Below are 20,187 nucleotides of genomic sequence, written 5' to 3'. Positions count from 1 at the left end.
CGGTGTCAGCTCTCCAGGGTCGTGCCGTCGACGACGATCCGCACGCGGTCGGGGTAGAACGACACGTGGTCGTCGATGCCCGACGCCTCCGCGGTGGTGAACGGGTAGAATCAGGCGGCGTCCTCGACGGGCTCGGAGCCGTCCGACCCGGTGAACGACAGATACGACGCCGTCCCCTTGTACGGGCAGGACGTCCTGGTGTCGGAGGCGGTGAAGAACTCGGACCGCACGTCGAGACGGGGAACGTAGTAGCGCACCGGCAGCGACGTCTCGAACAGCAGCCGCGGGCGGACGGTGTCGGCGACGAGCGTGTCACCGATGAACACCTCGACGCGCCGGGACGACGGCAGCACGTCGACGCGGACATACGGGTCGCGGGCATGGACGAACACCTGCTGATCCTCCTCGTACCAGGCATCCATCCTGTGCCAGTAGAACGCGACGTACGGGCTGAGGTCGAGGGAATCCTCCAGTTTTACGTCGTAACCCCACACCGATTGCTCGGCGCGACGGTCGCCGACGACGAGATCCCAGTACCGAGCCTTGCCCTTCCACGGGCAGGTCGTCGTCGCGTCGACGGGCTCGAGGAGGTCGAAGTTCACGTCCTCGCGGGGAATGTAGTAGACGGGCAGGAGCCCCTTCTCGAACAGGTACACCGAACGGGTGGTGTCGGCGACCGCCTGACCGCCGAAGAACACCCGGATGCGTTTGTGATCCGTGAGTCTTTCGGCGCAAACCCGGTTCTTCAGGTCCGGGATGGCCGATCTGGTTCTGTCGGACTGTGTGGTTATTGTCTGAGTTATGGCGGGGAGGCTGGTGAAGCGGGCGTTCAAGTATCGTTTCTATCCGACTGCGGTGCAGGCGGAACAGCTTGCTCGGACGTTCGGGTGCACCCGGTATGTCTACAACCGGGCGTTGGCCGAGCGGACGCGGGCGTGGTCGCAGGAGCAGCGACGGATCACTTATAGCGACACCTCGAAGATGCTCACCGGATGGAAGCGGGACGCGGAGACGGAGTGGTTGTCGGAGCCGTCGAAGGGGCCGTTGCAGGAGTCGCTGCGGCAGTTGCAGGGTGCGTTCGACAGGTTCTGGCGCAAGCAATCCCGTTACCCGCAGTTCAAGAAGAAGGGCCAGTCGAAGGATTCGGCGACCTACTATTCGAACTGCTTCACCTACCGCGGCGGGCAGATCCGGTTGGCCAAGCAGTCCGAACCTCTGGATATCCGGTGGTCGAGGCCGCTACCGGAGGGGGCGACACCGTCGCAGGTGACGGTGTCGCGTAATGCTCGTGGTCAGTACCACATTTCGATTCTCGTCGAGGACACGATCACCGAGCACCCGTCGACCGATCGGGTGGTCGGGCTCGATGCGGGGATCACGAGCCTCTACACGCTCTCGACGGGGGAGAAGATCACCAACCCGCGTCATGAGCGCACGGACCGTGAGCGGCTGGCGAAGGCGCAGCGGGTGCTGGCCAAGAAGGAGAAGGGATCCCGTAACCGGGCCAAGGCCCGACTGAAGGTCGCGAAGATTCATGGCCGGATCGCCGATCGGCGCCGCGATTATCTGCACAAACTCTCCACTCGGCTGGTGCGCGAAAATCAAGTAATCGCTATCGAGGATCTGAGTGTGCGGAACATGGTCAAGAATCGGTCGTTGTCTCGGGCGATCTCGGATGCGAGTTGGTCGGAGTTCCGGTCGATGCTCGAATACAAGGCTGACTGGTACGGGCGGCGAGTGGTGGCGATCGACCGGTTCCATCCGTCGTCGAAGACCTGCTCGGGGTGCGGGGAGGTCGCGTCGACGATGCCGCTGACGGTGCGGGAGTGGGCGTGCCGATGCGGCGTCGTCCATGATCGGGATGTGAACGCGGCGAAGAACATTTTGGCCGTCGGACTGACGGTGGCAGCCTGCGGAGATGGTGTGAGACCGCCCCGCACATAAAGTGCGGGGAGGCAACTGTCTGTGAAACAGGAACCTCGGGACGCGAGTCACGAGGGGAATCTCGGTCGTTCACTGCCGAGAGGACGTCAATGGGTTCGATCGAGATGCGGCCGTTCTCCGCGACCTGCTGAGAAGCGGCGGCATGCGTGAGGGCTGTGGACATCACTCCATGGTGCGCCTTCGGCGCCCCGTGCGCGGTTAAGGAGTCTCTGGACTCGTCAACCACGCACGGGCGCGAAGCGCACTGAACCCGGCGGTCACGACCCACAAAGTGAAGGGGTAGAGAGCCAGGCGTTCGGTGATCCCGAACGGTCCCTCGCGGAGGAGGATCGCCGCCATCCCGACGATCCCGGCGAGTCCGCAGAAACCGGTCCACAGTGTGAAGGCGCGCCACCGTTTGTACAGCCCGACCGCGACGACGATCATGGCGGCGTTGCGCGCGACGAACGTCGGGGTCGCGACGACCTGGTGGAGGTGTGCGTCCACGTCGATCGGGACGAAACCCGTCAGTGCGGCGCTGATAGCGGCGATACTGAACAGGGCCAGCGCGGTGCGTCGGAGGAGGCCGGGCGGGAGGAAGTCGCGCAGGCACACCGCGCCCACGAGGATGAGCACCCCGGTCAGCACGAAGGCGCTGTTGATCACCGCGTGCAGCGGTGAGGAGAGTCTGGTGGCTGCAGACCCGTCGCAGCCTGTGACACCCAGATTGCTGACGGAACTCGTCCGCACCCGGTACGGCCGCGGCCAGGCGCGCGCGGTCACGACCTCCGCGAGGAAATACAGTGCGATCAGCACCCACGCAGCGCCGCCCACCCGCACGGCCAGCTGTCGCCGGGCGGGTGCAGACGTTCGCACGACGCTCACCTCTCCGTACCGTACCGGCTCACGGAGTGGATTGTTGACAATTTTCGGGAGCGGCTCGACCATGTAGCCATGGCCCCGTTGACGAGAATTCCGGTAGCTGACTCCGCAGAGACGGGACAGATCGACGCGTGGCTGAGCTGACACGTCCCGCCGCCGACCTGCACGCCGAGCTCGCCGAGCTGGGCATCGACCTCGACACCGGATCGCGGCGGCGCGCCGAATACTCCTTCGACGCCTCCAATTACCGGGTGCCGCCGCTGGCCGTCGCATTTCCGCGCAGCGCCGGCGACGTGGTGGCGATCGTCCGGGCCTGCACCGACCGCGGCATCCCCATCACCAGTCGGGGTGGCGGTACGTCACTCGCGGGCAACGCGATCGGCAGGGGAGTGGTACTCGACTTCTCCCGGCACATGAATCAGGTGCGGGCCGTGGACGCGTCCGCCCGAACCGCCGTTGTCGAACCCGGCATCGTCCTCACGGACCTGCAGAAAGACGTGCAACTGGCGACGGACGGCGCGTTCACCTTCGCGCCCGACCCGTCCAGCAAGTCCCGCGCGACCGTCGGCGGTGCGATCGGCAACGACGCCTGCGGCAACCACTCCGTGCGATACGGCCGCACGTCCGATCACGTCGTCGCACTCGATCTGGTGACGGCGAACGGGCACCGGCTGACCGCCACCCGCGACGGGCTGCGCGCGACCGATCCGGAAGACAAATCTGCGGTGAGCGAGGCCGAACGGATCGCCGCTGGACTCGACGAGCTGACGCAGGAGCATCTCGGCGACTTCCGGCTCGAACTCGGCCGCATCCCGCGACAGGTGTCGGGATTTCACCTGGCGAACCTGTTGCCCGAGAACGGCTTCGACGTCGCCCGCGCACTGGTGGGAAGTGAGGGGACGTGCGCGGTGATCGTCGCCGCGACCGTCGCGCTGGTGCCGGTGCCGCCCGCGGCGATGCTGCTGTGCCTCGGCTACCGCGACCTGGTGGACGCGGCCCGCGACAACGCGCTGATCCTCGCGTACTCGCCCGCCGCGATCGAGGGCATCGACTCGGCGATCGTCGACACCATGCGGCACCTGCGCGGCGCCGACTCCGTTGTCGGGCTGCCCGACGGCGAGGCCTGGCTGTACGTCGACCTCGACGGCGAGGATCTCGCCGAGGTGAAACTGCGCGGGGCCGAACTGGTCTCGAAGCTGCGGGCGGCCGGACGGCTCGTCGACTCGCGGGTGGTCGGGGACCCGGCGGAACGCGCGTCGCTGTGGCGGGTGCGCGAGGACGGCGCCGGACTGTCGGCCCGACTCGTCGAGGGCGGCGAATCCTGGACGGGCTGGGAGGATTCCGCCGTCGCACCCGACCAGCTGGCCGACTACCTCGTCGACATCAAGGCACTGCTCGCCGAATTCGGGCTCACCGGCGTGATGTACGGGCACTTCGGCGCCGGCTGCATGCACATCCGCATCAACTTCGACCAGCGTACCGACGAGGGCCGGGACGTGATGTCGCGGTTCATCCACCGCGCCGCGGAACTGTGCGTGCGGTTCGGGGGATCGATGTCGGGGGAGCACGGTGACGGTCGCGCACGGTCGGCGCTGCTGCCGATCATGTACACCCCCACCATGATGGCGGCGTTCGCGACGTTCAAACGGCTCTGGGATCCGGCGGCCGTGCTGAACCCGGGCAGCATCGTCGACCCCGAACCGCTGCTGGGCAGCCTCGCTCTCGACGGCGTGAACCCGCGGTCGTGGCAGACCACTTTCGACCTCACCCCCACCAGCGACGTCCCCGTCGCAGCGTTCGTCCACGCCGTCCAGGGCTGCATCGGGGTGGGCCGCTGCCGGGCGTCGACCGGCGGGGTGATGTGCCCCAGCTTCCGCGCGACAGGCGACGAGAAGGACTCCACCCGCGGCCGGGCCCGCGCCCTGCAGGAGATGGTCCGTAATTCGCCGACCGTCGCCGACGGATGGCGCTCCGAGGACGTGAAGGAATCCCTCGACCTCTGCCTGTCCTGCAAGGCGTGCTCCACCGACTGCCCGGTGGGCGTCGACATGGCCACGTACAAGTCCGAATTTCTCGACCACCACTACCGCGGCCGGGTGCGTCCGCTGTCGCACTACTCCCTCGGCTGGCTGCCGGTCTGGCTGAAGATCGCCGAACGCTCGGCCCCCGTGGTGAATCGGCTCACCGCGGGCCGGCTGGCGAAGGTCGCGGCCAAACTGGGCGGGCTCACCCCGCACCGGTCGATGCCGGAGTTCGCGTCCCGCAAGCAGATCCGCCGTGAGGTCGGGGAGACGTCGCAGTACGGCACCGCGGACGTCGTGGTGCTCGCCGACACGTTCACCCGCGGGTTCCGTCCCGAGGTGGTCGGTGCCGCGTCGCGGGTACTCGCCGAGGCGGGCCTGAGCTCGCAGTGCCGCAGTGACGTGTGCTGCGGGTTGACGTGGATCTCCACCGGACAGCTGAAGCAAGCCAAGAAGACCCTCGCCAAGGCGGCCGAACTCCTCGACGACGGCACCGATCGTCCCATCGTCGTCCTCGAACCGAGCTGCGCCGCCGCGTTCCGCAAGGACCTGCCCGAACTCGTCCATACCGACGCCGCCCGACGCGTCGCCGCCCGCGTGCAGAGCTTCGCCGGCGCGGTCCTCGAGCGCGCACAGGCAGGCTGGACCCCGAGCGTGACTCTGCCCGACGACGTCACCGTGCAGACCCACTGCCACGAATACGCCGTGTTCGGCGCCGCCGGCCAGCGGAAGGCCCTGCAGGCCGTCGGCGTCCAACGCGTGCGGGAGGCCACCGGATGCTGCGGCGTCGCAGGAAACTTCGGGTTCGAGGCCGACCACTACGACCTCAGCATGCAGGTGGCGGAACAGGCACTCGCCCCCGCACTGCGCGACAGTCCCGAAGACGCAGTCGTGCTGACCGACGGATTCAGCTGCCACATGCAGGTGCGGCAACTCGACCCGTCCCGATCGTCGCAACACCTCGCCCAGCTGCTCGACCCCGCACCACCGTCGAAACCCGAACCTCAGAGCGGAGACTGAAATGTCGCAGTTGTCGATGACCAGTGAACAGCGCGAGAAGTTCCTCGCCGACGTGCACGTGGGGGTGATCGCCGTCGACCGCGACGGACGGGCCCCGCTCACCGTGCCCATCTGGTACGGCTACGAACCCGGCGGCGACGTATACGTCTGGACCGGTCGCGGGTCGCTGAAGGAGCGGCTGATCCGCGCCGCCGGCCGCTTCAGCCTCGTCGCCCAGGACGAGAAGCCCCCGTACCGGTACGTCAGCGTCGAAGGTCCCGCGGAATTCGACGAATCACCCACCGCAGACGCCGTCCGCGGACTCGCCGCCCGCTACCTGCCCGCCGACGAGGTCGACGGGTTCGTCGAGCAGGCGTACGACGACAACGCGATCGTCATCCGCATGCGGCCGGAGCACTGGCTGAGCGTCGACTACGGGAGAGGCGCGTAGCGCCCGTGCGCCTTTTTGGTAGCTGGGACAACCAGAAAGGCGCACGGGCGTTCAGCTCACGCTGATTCTGACGATGGCGGTGTGGGCCGATGTGCGGAAGCGTTGAAGGGCAGTTGTTCCGCCTCGACAGGAGCGCCCTTCATGACCGAACTTCTCGACCTGAGCACCGACGTCCTCGTCATCGGCGGCGGCCCCGCAGGAACGTGGGCCGCCCTACGCGCACGGCAATCCGGGGCGGCCGTCGTCCTCGTCGACAAGGGGTACTGCGGAACCAGCGGCGCCACCGCGCCTTCGGGCACCGGCGTCTGGTACGTCGACCCCGATCCGACCGCGCGGGCGAATGCCAAGGCCAGCCGCGAAACGCTCGGCGGACATCTCGCCGACCACCACTGGATGGACCGCGTCCTCGACCAGACGTACGCGAACATGAACCTCCTCGGAGAGGAAGGCCGGTACCCGTTCCCCGTCGACCCCGACACCGGCGGGCAGATCCGCACCGGACTCCAAGGGCCCGAATACATGCGACGGATGCGGGCGTGGGTCAAGAAGGCCGGGGTCCGGATTCTCGACCACTCGCCGGCCCTCGAACTGCTCGTCGACACCGACGGGCAGGTGCGCGGTGCGGCGGGCTACCTGCGCCAGGACGACCGTGACTACCGGATCACCGCCGGCGCCGTCGTGATCGCGAGCGGCGGTTGCGCGTTCCTGTCCCGCGCACTGGGCACCAACGTCGACACCGGCGACGGCGCGCTGATGGCCGCCGAGGTGGGTGCGACGTTCTCCGGCATGGAGTTCTCCAACGCGTACGCGATCGTCCCCGCCAACTCCACCATCACCAAGACCGCCTACTACGGCTACGCCACGTTCTTCCACGCCGACGGACGCGTCCTCGAGGGCGCCGGCTCCACCAAGGGGCGTTCGGTGATCGCGAAAACGCTGCTGTCCGAGCCGGTGTTCGCGCAGCTGGACCGCGCCGACGACGACGTGCAGCGCCAGATGCGACTCGGCCAGCCCAACTTCTTCCTGCAGTTCGACCGTCGCGGCATCAACCCGTTCACCGACCGCTTCGAGGTCAGCATGCTCGCCGAGGGGACGGTGCGCGGAACCGGCGGCATCGACGTGGTGGACGACGCCTGCGCCACGTCCGTCCCCGGCCTGTTCGCGGCGGGCGACGCCGCGACCCGCGAGCGCATCTGCGGCGGCTTCACCGGCGGCGGCAGCCACAACTCGGCGTGGGCGATGTCGTCCGGCAGCTGGGCGGGCACGGGGGCCGCGCGCTTCGCGCGAACCGAACGTCGGGTCCGGGCGGGCGATCTGCGTCCCGCCGGCAGGGCCGGACTGCGGCCCACACAGCGGTCGGGGCTGGAGGCGTCCGCCGTCGTAGCGGCCGCGCAGGCGGAACTCATCCCGTACGAGAAGAATTACCTGCGGGACGGTGCGCGGGTGCAGGGTGCGCTCGACGAACTGGAGTCGTTGTGGACGGCACTGTCGCTGGGGCTCGGCGGCGAGTCCGGCGACGACCGCGTCCGGGCCCGTCAGGCCGCGGCGATCACCGCGGTGGGCCGGTGGATGTACCACTCGACGCTCGCGCGGACGGAAACCCGTGGCATGAGCAAGCGCGCGGACTACCCCGACCTCGACCCCGCGCAGCACCACCACGTGCTCACCGGTGGGCTGGGCGAGGTCTGGACCACGACCGGCGCGGCGCGCAGTGGGCTGTTGCGGGTGGCCTCGTGATCGAGGTGCTGCTGGCCGACGCGTGCATCGGCTGCGACAAGTGCGTCGACGCGTGCCCCACCAACGTGTTCGACCGCACCGACACCGGGATCCCCGTGATCGCGCGGCAATCGGACTGCCAGACGTGCTTCATGTGCGAGGCGTACTGCCCGGTCGACGCGCTCTACGTGGATCCGCAGTCCACGCCGCTCGTCGACGGGCAGGACATCCCGCAGGACCACATCGGCCGGTATCGCGAGAAGCTCGGCTGGGGGAAGGGGCGTGCCGCGGGCTCACTCACGGCTGTCGGGCCGTCCCTGCCGCACGGGGCGCCGCCGCCAAGGCTTCGCCCGTGAGTGCGTAGCGAGTCCAGGGACTCGTCAACCACTCACGGGCGTCGGAGCCGCTAGATTGGAGGTACCGGAACAGTCGTTACCTGGTGCAGGGGTGCGGATGCAGAATTCGAAGTCGACACCGATGACCGTGCCCGGGCTGCGGGTGTACCGGCCCGAATCGCCCGCGGCGCGGATGGCGCTCGTCGGCGCGACTGTCGTGGTCGGTCTCGTGCTCATGTGGATGGCAGGGCGGCCGGGTCCCGTTCGCACGTGGATGGTGGCCGCCGGAATCGCCGTCCTGCTGGTGGCCCGGGGACTGCACCTGCGGCGGCCCGTCACCATGACGCATTCGGTGGCTGCAGTGCTGTTCGTGGCGGCCGCGGATGTGGCGTACACGAGCGCACATTCGACTCCGGGGTTCCTCCTCCTCGTGGCCACCGGACCCGTCCTGATGCTGCCGGTGCGCAGTGTGCCGCAGCCCGAGGACCGTGCCCGCGTCTTCTCGCTGATCCAGCAGACCACGGACGATCCACTGTCGCCGTTCGCGCTCAATTCGGCGAAGTCGTATTACTTCAACGCGTCGGGCACCGCGGCGATCGCCTACCGGGCGCGGTCCGGAATAGCGGTCGTCTCCGGCGATCCCATCGGCAACGCGTTCGAATTCGGCGCCCTCCTCGACGAGTTCTCCGAGTTCGCGGCCGAACGTGGTTGGCGCGTCGCCGTGCTCGGCGCGGGGGAGCGCGCCTGCAGGCTGTGGGAGATCGGTGGCGACACCCGAAAGCCGTTGACAGCGGTCCCGATCGGCCGCGACGTCGTGATCGACGTCGGACACTTCACCCTGCACGGCAGAAAGTTCCGCAACCTCCGGCAGGCCGTGCAACGCACCCACAACGCCGGACTCACCACTGAGATCGTTCCCGAAGCCGCGCTCGGCGAACCGACGCGGCGGGAGTTGACGGACATCGTCGAGGACACGCGTGCCGGACATCAGCACCGCGGATTCTCGATGATCCTCGACCACCTGCTGGACGGCACGCTCCCCGGTCTTCTCCTCGTCGTCGCCCGCGACTGCACCGGTCGCGCCGTGGCCTTCCAGCGTTACGGCACCGCCGATTCCGCCCGCGAACTGAGCCTCGACGTTCCGTGGCGCGGCGACGGCGCGCCGAACGGCACCGACGAACGCATGACCGTCGACGTCATCCGGTACGCCGAGCAGACCGGTGCGCGATACGTCTCGTTGTCGTTCGCGGCATTCCCCGAACTCCTCGACCCCGTTGCACCCGGCGCGGGGGCCCGGCTCTTCCGTCGTGTCCTGCACCTCGGCGACGTGCTGATCTCGCTCGAATCGCTGTACCGCTACCTCGGCAAGTTCCATTCCATCGGGAATCGACGATACGTGCTCCTGCGCTTCCGCTACCTGCTGCCCGTGGCGTTCGCGTGCCTGACGTTCGAGTTCGTGCCGCACCGGGAGCGGGGCTGAGGCGCGAGGTCAGAAGTCGAAATTCTTCTCGTTCGTCGCGGTGAGCGCGTCGACGACGGCCGCGAGATCGGTCTTGGAGACGTCCGGGGTCGCCTCCTTCGGTGTCGGTCTCGTCGCCTTCTCCGGTGGGGTCTGCTTCTTGCCGGGCCGTTCGTCCGTCATCTGTGCACCTTCGCGATAGGCCGAGCCGGGCAGAGTTACTCACCAGTACACCGTTGGGCGTCCGTCTCCGCAACCCGGCGGGGTCCTGATGTGACGCGGTCCACGCCGAACCAGCTATCTGTCAGCTATTACGCTGACCCGGACTGGGGCGACAGATGCTCGTGGACGGCGATCCAGCCCGAGCCTTCGCGACGCCGGAACAGGATGGTCTCCCGTTCGTCGAGCTCGACCGTTCCCGTCGAATCCCGCACGGTGGTGCCGACACGGTGGGTCAGCACCGCGACATCCGGGGCCGGGAACGTGACGTTCTGCTCGCTGGAACGGCACGCCAGGACGCGGAACCCGTCCGATTCCCACTCGGTCCACAGGTCGCGGTAGGCCTCGCGACTGGGCAGCGGCACCGGGTGGGTGTAGAAGACGAACGTCGCGTCCGGGCTGAACGCCTCGAAGTAGGCGGTCGTGTCGTGCTCGCCGAATGCCCGGATCAGAGCGTCGATCGCGTGCTGGACGTCTGCCGTCGTCGTGTCAGCCATGAGCGTGGGTCTCCTCGACTGCGAGTGCCGCCTCGCTGTCTTCGATGAACCGTTCCTCGGTGTCGAGGTCCAGCGACCGGGACAGGACCCAGTACACGATCCCGGACACGGCGAGTCCGACCGCGAACGCTACGTCGACGTCACCGAGCGCCGCGGCGATCGGTCCGACGTAGAACGGCAGCACCATGAACGGAACGGACGCGACGATGCCGGCGAAGAAGGCCGTCATGCCCCGCCACGACCACATTCCGTACAGCCCGTCCGGCGTGAACAGGTCGGTGATGGCGTAGTGCCCGCGGCGCACGAAGAAGAAGTCGGTGAGATTGACGGCGGTCCACGGCACGAGGAGGTACAGCATGATCAGCAGCGTCGTGTTCAGGACGGTCGTCGAATCGGTGAACAGCAGACTCAGCACCAGCCAGACCGCGGCCAGTGCGAGGACGGTCACCACCCGGATCCGGCGGGAGGGGGTGACCTTCCGGAAGGAGTCGATGCCGGTGATCACGGTCAGCATGCCGCTGTACGCGTTCAGGCCCATGGTGGCCACCAGCACGAGCGTCGCGACGAGGGCGAGCACGCTACCGAGGAACGGGACCACCGCGTTGCCGGCGTCGTGGATGCCGGCGAGCGCATCCGTGGCTCCGAGCCGGGTGGCCATCCATGCGCCCACCGGGATCAGCCAGACCGGTGATGCGGACGCGCCGAGGAACACGGCCGACACGATGGCCGACGTTCGCGTGTTGCGCGGAAGGTACCGCGAGTAGTCCGACACGTACGGCGCGTAGGTGATGTTGTAGGAGGCCGCGACACTGAACTGGGCGATGAATGCCAGCAGGGTGAACCCGCCGGTCGTGGCGCCCGCGTCGCCGCCGGCGTGCCCGAACACGACGCCCCACGTGAGGATGGCCCACAGCGGCAGCGACAGCCAGAACAGCACACGGAACGACAGGTGCAGCAGATCGTGACCGTAGATCGCGAGCAGAGTTGCGACCGCGGTGATGACGACCGCGATGACGGCCGCGTTCCAGCCGAAGATGCTGTGCAGGCCCGCCTTGATGATGACGACGTCCACGACGTTGAACCCGACGTACGTGAACAACGTCCCGATCAGTGCGAGGACGACACCCCGATAGCCGAACTGTGCGCGGGACTGCACCATCTGCGGGAGTCCGAGGACCGGTCCCTGCGACGCGTGGAACGCCATGAACAACGTTCCGAAGAAGATGCCGAGGATGCCCGCGACGACCGTCCAGCCCAACGACAGGCCGAGGGCGGGGCCGACGAAGCCGATGGCCACGGTGAAGGGCTGGAAGTTTCCGACGAACCAGAAGGGGCCCTGGTCGCGGACCTTCCCGTGACGTTCGTCCTCGGGGACGTAGTCGATCGAGCGGGTCTCGATGGTGCCACCGAGGGTCGCGGCGGTGTCGCCGGAGTGATCTGACACTGAAACTCCTAGGAGGTGCTGTGGCTCTGATCACTACTCTGCGCACTGCGCCGCTCCGGCACCAGAGGCGAGATGTACAGTTCGTCTATTACGGTTGGGCAATTCGTACAAGAGGTCGCCGGTGATCACCGTCCAGGACGTCCTGTCCGCTCCCACGCTGCGGCTCACGTCGATGAGCGGGACGGCGGGAGTCGGCAACCCCATCACCGCAGCGCACGTGTCCGAACTGACGCGTCCGCGGGACTGGCTCCAGGGCGGGGAGTTGCTGATGACCGTCGGCCTCATGCTTCCCACCACCGAATCCGGATGCCGCGACTACGTCCGGGACTGCGTCGCGGGCGGGGTCGCCGCACTGTGCCTCGGTCTGGGGCACGGGCTGCCCTATCAGGCACCACCGGCGCCGCTCGTCGAGGCGGCGCGTGAATTCGGCGTCCCGCTGCTCATCGCCCCCGACTCGGTGCCGTTCATCGCCATCACCAAGTGGATCTTCTCCCGGATAGCCGAGGAGGAGAAACGCGCGCTCGAGGACGCCATCGAACTGAGTTATCAGCTCACCGCGGTCGCGGCCGGACCGTCGCCCCTGAGCGGCCTGCTCGACAAGTGGCGTTCCGTCAGCGGCTCCCTCTGCGCGGTGCTGGACGCGTCGGGCGGGGTCGTCCAACTCTCCGACGGCGTCGACGCGGCGTTCCTGCTGGACGCCCAGGACCAGGTGGGTCGCTACACCACCCGCGCCAGGGGCTGGACGGCGTTCGGCGGCGCCGGTCGGCGGGAACTCGAACTGCACCCCGTTCGCCTCGAGAACCCGCTCGCGTTCGTCGTGCTCGAGCGGTCGGCGGACAGCGCGCTGCGGCACGCGTCCAATGTTCTCGTCTCGCTCCTGTCGCTCGAACTCGAACGCCGACACGTGGCCGGCGAACCCGAGCGGCAGCGGCGGGCGGCGGCGCTGGCGCAGTTGCTCCGGCCCGGACTTCGACGGGAACGCGCGCATCAGATCGCCGCCGGCATCGGGCTGTCCCGCGACCCCCTTCAGATCGCCGTCGTGCGCTCCACTCCCGACTCAGTGGCCGACCTGACCGTCCGGATCGGTTCGGTCCTTCCCGATTCCGTCCTGAGGCAGCGCAATTCGGACATCGAGATCGCGCACCCCGAGTCCGCCCGGCTCGCGGATCTGCTGTCGGGGGTCGCGGAGGGATGTGCGATCGGGATCGGCGCGCTGGTCCCCGTGGACGCGCTGGCCGTGTCGGCGATGCAGGCGCGATCCCTCGTCGCGGTCAGTGCCCGACTGGGCCGCGCCGTCGACGCCAAGGAGGGCGAGACCGTGCAGTTGCTGCTGCGTCTCGGCTCGGCCGATGTGCTCAGCGGCTTCTCGACCGCCGTCCTCGCACCGCTCGATCAACTGGAGCCGCGCGAGCGCGTCGAACTCCAGCGAACGCTCGAGGAATGGCTGCGAGCCAACGGGGCGTGGGACCCAGCGGCGGCCGCCCTCTCCGTGCACCGCAATACCGTCCGGAATCGGATCGACAAGATCGCGGCGCTGACCGGACGGAACCTCGACCAGGCCGACGACCGCATGGAGTTGTGGCTGGCGCTCAAGGCCAGGGCGGTGACCCCGTCGACGGACGAACCCGACTGACGGTCACGCCCGGACCAGGATCTTCACCGCCGTGTCGTTGTGCTCGATCAACGTCGTGAGGCCCTCGGAGACCAGGTTGTCGAGTTCGATCCGGCCGGTGATGAACGGGGCCAGGTCGATCACCCCGCTGCGCACCATCTCGATCACCGCCTCGTGATCGCGGACGTAGGCGATGGTGCCGCGCAGGTCGATCTCCTTGAGGACGAGCTTCTGCATGTCGACCGTCGCGGGCTTGCCCCAGATCGACACGTTCACCACCACGGCTGCGGGCCGGACGGCGTCGAGGATGGTGTCGAGGACGGCGTTCACCCCCGCGCACTCGAACCCGAGATCGGCGCCGACACCGTCGGTCAGCTCGAGAACGCGGGCCTTCACGTCCTCCGACGACGGGTCGATCACGTGATGCGCGACTCCGCTGGACAGCGCCTTCTGCTTCCGGGCGTCGCTGAGTTCGGTGACGATCGTGGTGACACCCATGCCCTTGAGGACCGCGGCGACCAGGAGACCGATCGGCCCGGCACCGCCGACGAGCGCGACGTCACCCGCCTTGGCCCCGCTGCGGACGACCGCATGATGCGCGACGCTCAGAGGTTCGATCAGGGCCGCCTCGTCGAGCGGGATGTCGCCGATCTTGTGTACCCACCGGCGATCCACCACCACCTTCTCGCTGAGTCCGCCTCCGCCACCGGCCAATCCGATGAAACCCATCTTCGTACACAGGTGATAGTTGCCTGCCTTGCAGGACGCGCACTCGTTGCACACGAAGTACGGCTCCACCACCACGTTGTCGCCCACGGCGACATCGGTGACGCCCGCACCGACCTCCTTCACCGTCCCGGAGAACTCGTGGCCCATCGTCACCGGCGCGTTCTCGTGCGACAGCGGATGCGGATGTCCGGGCGGGGAGATGAAGATCGGGCCTTCCAGATACTCGTGGAGGTCGGTGCCGCAGATGCCGCACCACGCGACCCGGAGTTTCACCGCGCCCGGCCGCAATTCCGGCTCGGGGATGTCGTCGATCCGGATGTCGCGTCGTCCGTGGAAGCGTGCTGCCCTCATGAATCCGCCCTCACTACGTTGTGAACGTGCTGATTCGGGGAACGGTACGGGCGCGCTGCCGGGAGCGGGAAGAGTTGCAGTGTGTTGCAATTCGATGGCGCCGGTGTGACGTTCACCGGCGGATAGCTGGTTTGGCCGGATCCGCGGGTATCTTCGAGGGGAAGGACTGGTTCGATCTGGGGGAGTGAGGCATGGCACGCATACGCACGGCGGCTGAAGCTGAAATCAATGCCGCCGAGCAGATGCAGAAGCTCGGTTACGGCGACGCCACAGCGCTGCTCGGAGGCGCGGACGGCGGCATCGACGTCTACTCGTCACGCGCGTACGCGCAGGTGAAGTGGCGTGGCGGCACGGCAGGCAGGTCGGACCTCGCGAACCTCTACGGCACTCGCGGAACCAGCCACGCCCGGAAACTCCTGTACTTCTCCGGCCCCGGATACACCGACGAGGCCGTCGACTACGCGGACACGGTGGGCATCGCCCTGTTCCGGTGCGAGCCCGACGGCGAAACCCCGCCGGTCGGCACCCACGCCCCGAAACTGGTGGCCGCCGCGCGTAACTCGACGGTTGCGGTGGACCCGTCCCCGCCGCCGCCACCGGAGCCCGAGTCGCCGGCGCGCATCGTCGCCCGCAACGCATGGGCGATGGTCGCAGGCTTCTTCGGCGCGCACTGGCAACTCCTCGGCGCCGTCATCTGCTCGATTGTCCTCATGATCGCCCCCTTCGGCGAAGGGAACGTCGGGCTGCGGGTGTTCGCGACGATCCTCGCCGTCGTCGGCGCACCGGTGTTCTGGCTCCTCTACGTCCAGCACCGGCACGCGAAGGACCGGTAATACGAGAAACCACCGTCAGTACGCACTGACGGTGGTTTCTCGTCGTGGATTCGGAGTAGGCGAATCTCAGTTCGCGGTCGGCAGCGACTTCAGCGATGTGACGGTGGCGACGCAGGCGCGAGCGGCTTCGGCGCCCTTCTTGACGAAGTGGTCGTGGAAGTAGTTGAGGTGCTCGTCGTGCTCGTGGAAGTGGTGCGGCGTCAGCACAACCGAGAACACCGGCACGTCCGTGTCGAGTTGCACGCGCATGAGGCCGTCGATCACCGCGGTCGCGACGAACTCGTGCCGGTAGATGCCGCCGTCCACGACGAGCGCGGCGGCGACGATGGCGTCGTAACGCCCGGTGAGGGCGAGGCGGCGTGCGTGCAGCGGGATCTCGAACGCGCCCGGCACCTCGAAGAAGTCCAGTTCGTCCTTCGAATACCCCAGCGTGGTCACCTCGTCGGTGAAGCCCTCGCGTGCGCGGTCGACGATGTTGCGGTGCCACGTGGCCTGGATGAACGCGATCCGTCCCTGACTCTCACTCATGGTCTGAAACTACTGCACCGGTCCTAATGCTGTGAACGGGGCAGTGCCGTGGACCGGCCCCACCCGGAGTCGTCGGTGAGGTGCTCGAGCAGCGGCTGAATCCGGTACGGCAGCGGGCTGGTCAGCGCGATGGTGGTGGTCGAGTGCGTGATGCCGGGCAGATTCGCGATCTTCTCGAGCAACTTCTGCAACTCCGCGTGAGTGGACGTGGCCACCCGCACCAGCAGGTCTTCCCGGCCGGTGGTCGCGTGGATCTCGATGACCTCCGGTAGGTCGACGAGGCGGTTGCCGACGGCGGTGAGCTTGCCCTGCTCGAGTTCGAGCCCGACGAACGCCTGGATGGGAATCCCGACCTCGGCGAGGTCGAGGTTGGGGCGGAAGCCGGTGAGCAGTCCGCTGGTCTCCATCCGCTTCATCCGGGACTGGACGGTGTTGCGGGCGACGCCCAGCGAGTTGGCGAGTTCGGCCACGCTCATGCGTGAGTCCTTGCCGAGCAGTCCGAGCAACTGCACGTCGAGCTTGTCGATGCTGAGCACTTTGGGTACCTCCGGGAAGTGACGACCGTCACCTGTTGCGTGAACTGATCAGTTGATCCGATTTGCGTTGACCAAATCTTAGACCAGATACAGGATCAAGCTCACGAAATGCTCAACGCGACGGATCGGGAATCGCAGATGACTCAGCTAGACGACGCTCGTACCAGTGCAGCATCCTTTGATCTCGCCGACCGATACCGGGCCGACTCGGGCCCGGTGTTGATGACCGGCGTGCAGGCCATCGCCCGCCAGCTGGTGGAGCAGCACGAACGCGACCGCCGCGCGGGACTGAACGTCGCGACGTTCGTCTCCGGCTACCAGGGCAGCCCCCTCGCCGGCCTCGACCGCACCATCGCCGCCATCCCCACGTTGAGCACCGACCACGACGTGAAGTTCGTGCCCGGCATGAACGAGGAACTCGCCGCGACGTCCGTCTGGGGCAGCCAGGTCGACCTCCCGCAGGGCGAGCGCACCCACGACGGCGTCGTCGGCGTCTGGTACGGCAAGGGTCCCGGCCTCGACCGCGCCAGCGACTCCATCCGGCACGCCGCCATGTACGGCGCCAACGCCCGCGGCGGCGTTCTCGTCCTCGTGGGCGACGACCCCAACGCCAAGTCCTCCACCATCCCCTGCGCCAGCGAGCGGTCCATGGCCGCGATGGGCATGCCGGTGTTCTTCCCGCGCAATGCCGAGGAGGTCATCACGTTCGGCCTCTACGGTGTGGCATTGTCGCGGATCTCCGGCTGCTGGTCGGGCATGAAGATCGTCGCCGACGTGGCCGACGGACTGTGGACCCTCGACCGCAACTTCGCCGACCTCGACATCGTGCTCCCCGAGATCGAGTGGAACGGCAAGCCGTGGTCGTACCGGCAGCGCGTGCTCGCGTCCCCGCCCGACAGCGTCTACGCCGAGGCCGACCTGTACGGGCCGCGCTGGGCGATGGTCGAGGCGTTCAACGCCGCCAACGAGATCGACAAGATCGAGGTGAACCCGCGCAGCGCGTGGCTGGGCATCGCCGCCGTCGGCACCGCGTACGACTCGCTGCGCCAGGCCCTGCTCGACCTCGGGCTCGGCGACTCCCAGCTCGAGGACGCCGGCATCCGCATCCTCCGCGTCGGCATGCCCTACCCGCTGGGCGCCGACAAGGTTCGCGAACTCGCCGACGGCGTCGAGCAGGTCCTCGTCGTCGAGGAGAAGATGCCGTTCGTCGAGTCGCAGCTCAAGGCCATCCTCTACGGCGGCGCCAGCGCGCCCGCCGTGCTGGGGAAGAAGAACGCGCAGGGCAAGAACCTGATCCCCGTCGACGGTGAACTGACCGCCGCCCGTCTCACCGGACCGCTGCGCCGCGTCCTCAAGGACCGGGTCGCGCTGACGCCCGCCCCGCCGCCGCGCCTCGAGCTGACCGTCCTGCCGACGTCGCGCACCCCGTACTTCTGCTCCGGCTGCCCTCACAACCGCTCCACCGCGGTGCCCGAGGGATCGATCGCGGGCGGCGGCATCGGCTGCCACACCCTGGTCACGATGTCCGGCCGCACCGACAGCGCCGTCACGATGCTCACCCAGATGGGCGGCGAGGGCGCGCAGTGGATCGGGCAGGCCCCGTTCAGCGACGTCAAGCACATGTTCCAGAACGTCGGCGACGGCACCTACTTCCACTCCGGCCAGCTCGCCGTGCAGGCGTGCGTCGCCGCCGGCGTCAACATCACGTACAAGGTGCTCTACAACTCCGCCGTCGCGATGACCGGCGCCCAGGACGCCGAGGCTGGGCTGACCGTGCCGCAGCTGACCCACAAGTTGGCGTCCGAGGGCGTCAAGCAGATCATCGTGTGCGCCGAGGATCCCAAGCGGCACAAGGGCGCGCACTTCGCCGCCAACACGCTGCTGTGGGACCGGACCCGGCTCGACGAGGCGCAGCGCGTCCTCCGCGACATCGAGGGCGTCACCGTGCTGATCTTCGACCAGCAGTGCGCCGCCGAGGCCCGCCGCAAGCGCAAGCGCGGCAAGCTGCCCGCCCGCCGCACCCGCGTCGTCATCAACGAGGCCGTCTGCGAGGGCTGCGGCGACTGCGGCGTCAAGTCCAACTGCCTGTCCGTGCAGCCCGTCGACACCGAATTCGGCCGCAAGACGAAGATCGACCAGACCAGCTGCAACACCGACTACTCCTGCCTCGAGGGCGACTGCCCGTCGTTCGTGACGGTCGAGCTGCCCGAGGAGGGCGCACCGAAGACGTTGCGCGAGATCCCGGTTCCGCCGGAGGTCGGCGACCCCGATCCCGCCGTGTGGACCGGAACGCACAACCTGTTCATGGCCGGTGTCGGTGGTACCGGCATCGTCACCGTCAACCAGGTGCTCGGCATGGCCGCGTTGCGCGCCGGGCTGCACGTCGAGGGACTCGACCAGACCGGTCTCAGCCAGAAGGCCGGACCCGTCACGTCGCACCTGCGGCTCAGCGACCAGAAGACGCGGTCGGGAAGCTCCGCGCCGTCCAACCGGATCAGCCCCGCGACCGCCGACTGCGTCCTCGCATTCGACCTGCTGACCGCGGCCGACGCCAAGTACGCCGGCTTCGGCAGCTCCGACCGCACCATCACCGTCGCGTCGACGAGCCAGACCCCGACCGGCGACATGGTCTACGACCCCGCCGTCCGCTACCCCGACGAGGACAAGCTGCTCGAGCGCCTCGACGTCTCGGCCCGCGAACTGACCGCGATCGACGGGCTCGCCGCCGCCACCGCACTGTTCGGCAGCACCGCCGCCGCCAACTTCCTGCTGGTCGGCGCCGCCTACCAGGCCGGCGGACTGCCCGTCCCCGCCCGGTTCATCGAGGAAGCCCTCGAGATCAACGGGGTGGCCGTCGAGTCCAACAAGGCCGCGTTCCACTGGGGACGCGTCGCCGTCGCCGACCGGGCGGCCTTCCTCGCCGCCACCAGCTCGGCCGCCGTGGCTCAGCGCAGCGACACCGTCGTCCCGGCGCACCTGTTCGCCGGGTCCACCCTCGACGGTGCGACGCTCGAGCTCACCGAACGCCGCGCCGCGAACCTCGTTGCCTTCCAGGGTGACCGCGTCGCCGCCCGCTACCTCGCCCTGGTGCAGCAGGCATGGGACGCCGAGCGCCGGCTGGGCAGCCGGACCGAGTTCAGCGAGGCCGTTGCCGCAGGCCTGCACAAGCTCACCGCCTACAAGGACGAGTACGAAGTGGCCCGGATGCTCACCGACCAGGCGTTCCTCGACGCCGCCGCCGGCGAAGTCCCCGGCGCGGGCAAGCTCACCTACAAGCTGCACCCGCCCGTCCTCAAGGCCATGGGCCGCAAGACCAAGATCGGATTCGGCCCCCGCTCGCACGTGGCGCTCAAGACCCTCGCCAAGGCGAAGTTCCTGCGCGGCACCGCATTCGACCCGTTCGGCTACGCCAAGGTCCGTCGCCTCGAGCGTCAGCTGCTCGCGCACTACGAGACCACGGTGGCCGGCCTCGTCGCCGACCTCTCCGCCGACACCTACGACACCGCAACGCTGATCGCCGCGACTCCCGACCTCGTCCGGGGCTACGAGGACGTGAAGCTGCGCAACATCACCGTCTACCTCCAGCGTCTCGCCGAACTCGGCGTCGACACCTCCACCATCACGATTGCCACCACTCCGGAAAGGTCCTGAG

16 protein-coding genes and 1 pseudogene are annotated in these 20,187 nt (G+C 68.2%); 9 read left to right on the top strand and 8 right to left on the bottom strand.

What is annotated here, in order from left to right:
• Positions 1 to 5 precede the first annotated feature (5 nt).
• Positions 6 to 716 (bottom strand): annotated as a pseudogene (locus ACFWAY_RS21690) (DUF427 domain-containing protein); the annotation flags it as partial.
• Positions 717 to 801: 85 nt separating this feature from the next.
• Here ACFWAY_RS21690 and ACFWAY_RS21685 point away from each other — a divergent pair.
• Positions 802 to 1,944 carry an RNA-guided endonuclease InsQ/TnpB family protein gene (locus ACFWAY_RS21685; protein ID WP_378512068.1) on the top strand — a complete coding sequence of 381 codons (1,143 nt, stop codon included), beginning with the start codon at positions 802 to 804 and terminating at the stop codon, positions 1,942 to 1,944.
• Between the two features lie 198 nt (positions 1,945 to 2,142).
• Here the strand turns inward: ACFWAY_RS21685 and ACFWAY_RS21680 are convergent, their stop codons facing one another.
• On the bottom strand, positions 2,143 to 2,799 hold the full coding sequence (locus ACFWAY_RS21680; RefSeq protein ID WP_378512067.1) for a DUF998 domain-containing protein: 657 nt from the start codon (positions 2,797 to 2,799) through the stop codon (positions 2,143 to 2,145).
• Between the two features lie 137 nt (positions 2,800 to 2,936).
• Here ACFWAY_RS21680 and ACFWAY_RS21675 point away from each other — a divergent pair, with 137 nt between their 5' ends.
• The 5 genes from ACFWAY_RS21675 (at position 2,937) to ACFWAY_RS21655 (ending at position 9,807) form a co-directional block, all read left to right on the top strand.
• Positions 2,937 to 5,846 (top strand): FAD-binding and (Fe-S)-binding domain-containing protein, encoded by a 2,910-nt coding sequence (locus ACFWAY_RS21675; RefSeq protein ID WP_378512066.1) that lies wholly within the window; start codon positions 2,937 to 2,939, stop codon positions 5,844 to 5,846.
• 1 nt (position 5,847) lies between these two features.
• Entirely contained in the window at positions 5,848 to 6,276 is a 429-nt protein-coding gene (locus ACFWAY_RS21670) for a pyridoxamine 5'-phosphate oxidase family protein (protein ID WP_378455449.1), read from the top strand.
• Between the two features lie 141 nt (positions 6,277 to 6,417).
• The gene (locus ACFWAY_RS21665; protein WP_378512065.1) at positions 6,418 to 8,013 is read left to right on the top strand and encodes an FAD-dependent oxidoreductase; all 1,596 of its coding nucleotides are present in this window, start codon (positions 6,418 to 6,420) and stop codon (positions 8,011 to 8,013) included.
• Positions 8,010 to 8,348, top strand: a complete 339-nt coding sequence (locus ACFWAY_RS21660) for a 4Fe-4S dicluster domain-containing protein (RefSeq protein WP_378512064.1) — start codon at positions 8,010 to 8,012, stop codon at positions 8,346 to 8,348. The genes ACFWAY_RS21665 and ACFWAY_RS21660 overlap by 4 nt, the downstream gene beginning before the upstream one ends.
• A gap of 97 nt (positions 8,349 to 8,445) precedes the next feature.
• The gene (locus ACFWAY_RS21655) at positions 8,446 to 9,807 is read left to right on the top strand and encodes a bifunctional lysylphosphatidylglycerol flippase/synthetase MprF (protein WP_378512063.1); all 1,362 of its coding nucleotides are present in this window, start codon (positions 8,446 to 8,448) and stop codon (positions 9,805 to 9,807) included.
• 9 nt (positions 9,808 to 9,816) lie between these two features.
• Here the strand turns inward: ACFWAY_RS21655 and ACFWAY_RS21650 are convergent, their stop codons facing one another.
• The 3 genes from ACFWAY_RS21650 to ACFWAY_RS21640 form a co-directional block, all read right to left on the bottom strand.
• Positions 9,817 to 9,969, bottom strand: coding sequence for a hypothetical protein (locus ACFWAY_RS21650; RefSeq protein ID WP_167344011.1), 153 nt, complete (start codon positions 9,967 to 9,969; stop codon positions 9,817 to 9,819).
• A 128-nt stretch (positions 9,970 to 10,097) separates the two neighbouring features.
• Positions 10,098 to 10,502: a YybH family protein gene (locus ACFWAY_RS21645; RefSeq protein WP_378455444.1), complete on the bottom strand. Its 405-nt coding sequence runs from the start codon at positions 10,500 to 10,502 to the stop codon at positions 10,098 to 10,100.
• The gene (locus ACFWAY_RS21640; protein WP_378455443.1) at positions 10,495 to 11,946 is read right to left on the bottom strand and encodes a purine-cytosine permease family protein; all 1,452 of its coding nucleotides are present in this window, start codon (positions 11,944 to 11,946) and stop codon (positions 10,495 to 10,497) included. The genes ACFWAY_RS21645 and ACFWAY_RS21640 overlap by 8 nt, the downstream gene beginning before the upstream one ends.
• 121 nt (positions 11,947 to 12,067) lie before the next feature.
• Here ACFWAY_RS21640 and ACFWAY_RS21635 point away from each other — a divergent pair, with 121 nt between their 5' ends.
• A complete protein-coding gene (locus tag ACFWAY_RS21635; protein ID WP_378512062.1) occupies positions 12,068 to 13,579 on the top strand; it encodes a PucR family transcriptional regulator in 1,512 nt (503 codons plus the stop codon).
• A gap of 3 nt (positions 13,580 to 13,582) precedes the next feature.
• Here ACFWAY_RS21635 and ACFWAY_RS21630 read toward each other — a convergent pair whose 3' ends face one another.
• Positions 13,583 to 14,638: a 2,3-butanediol dehydrogenase gene (locus ACFWAY_RS21630; RefSeq protein ID WP_378512061.1), complete on the bottom strand. Its 1,056-nt coding sequence runs from the start codon at positions 14,636 to 14,638 to the stop codon at positions 13,583 to 13,585.
• Positions 14,639 to 14,829: 191 nt separating this feature from the next.
• Here ACFWAY_RS21630 and ACFWAY_RS21625 point away from each other — a divergent pair, with 191 nt between their 5' ends.
• Positions 14,830 to 15,471: a restriction endonuclease gene (locus tag ACFWAY_RS21625; protein ID WP_378512060.1), complete on the top strand. Its 642-nt coding sequence runs from the start codon at positions 14,830 to 14,832 to the stop codon at positions 15,469 to 15,471.
• A 66-nt stretch (positions 15,472 to 15,537) separates the two neighbouring features.
• Here ACFWAY_RS21625 and ACFWAY_RS21620 read toward each other — a convergent pair whose 3' ends face one another.
• Both ACFWAY_RS21620 and ACFWAY_RS21615 read right to left on the bottom strand, forming a co-directional pair.
• Positions 15,538 to 15,999 (bottom strand): 6,7-dimethyl-8-ribityllumazine synthase, encoded by a 462-nt coding sequence (locus ACFWAY_RS21620; protein WP_009474315.1) that lies wholly within the window; start codon positions 15,997 to 15,999, stop codon positions 15,538 to 15,540.
• Positions 16,000 to 16,022: 23 nt separating this feature from the next.
• A complete protein-coding gene (locus ACFWAY_RS21615) occupies positions 16,023 to 16,535 on the bottom strand; it encodes an Lrp/AsnC family transcriptional regulator (protein ID WP_073360678.1) in 513 nt (170 codons plus the stop codon).
• Positions 16,536 to 16,673: 138 nt separating this feature from the next.
• Between ACFWAY_RS21615 and ACFWAY_RS21610 the strand changes: the two genes are divergently transcribed.
• Positions 16,674 to 20,186 (top strand): indolepyruvate ferredoxin oxidoreductase family protein, encoded by a 3,513-nt coding sequence (locus ACFWAY_RS21610; RefSeq protein WP_378512059.1) that lies wholly within the window; start codon positions 16,674 to 16,676, stop codon positions 20,184 to 20,186.
• Position 20,187 lies beyond the last annotated feature (1 nt).

It is taken from the genome of Rhodococcus sp. NPDC059968 (genome assembly GCF_042738615.1).
Classification (GTDB): Bacteria; Actinomycetota; Actinomycetes; order Mycobacteriales; family Mycobacteriaceae; genus Rhodococcus_F.
This window is presented reverse-complemented; position numbering and strand designations above follow the sequence as displayed.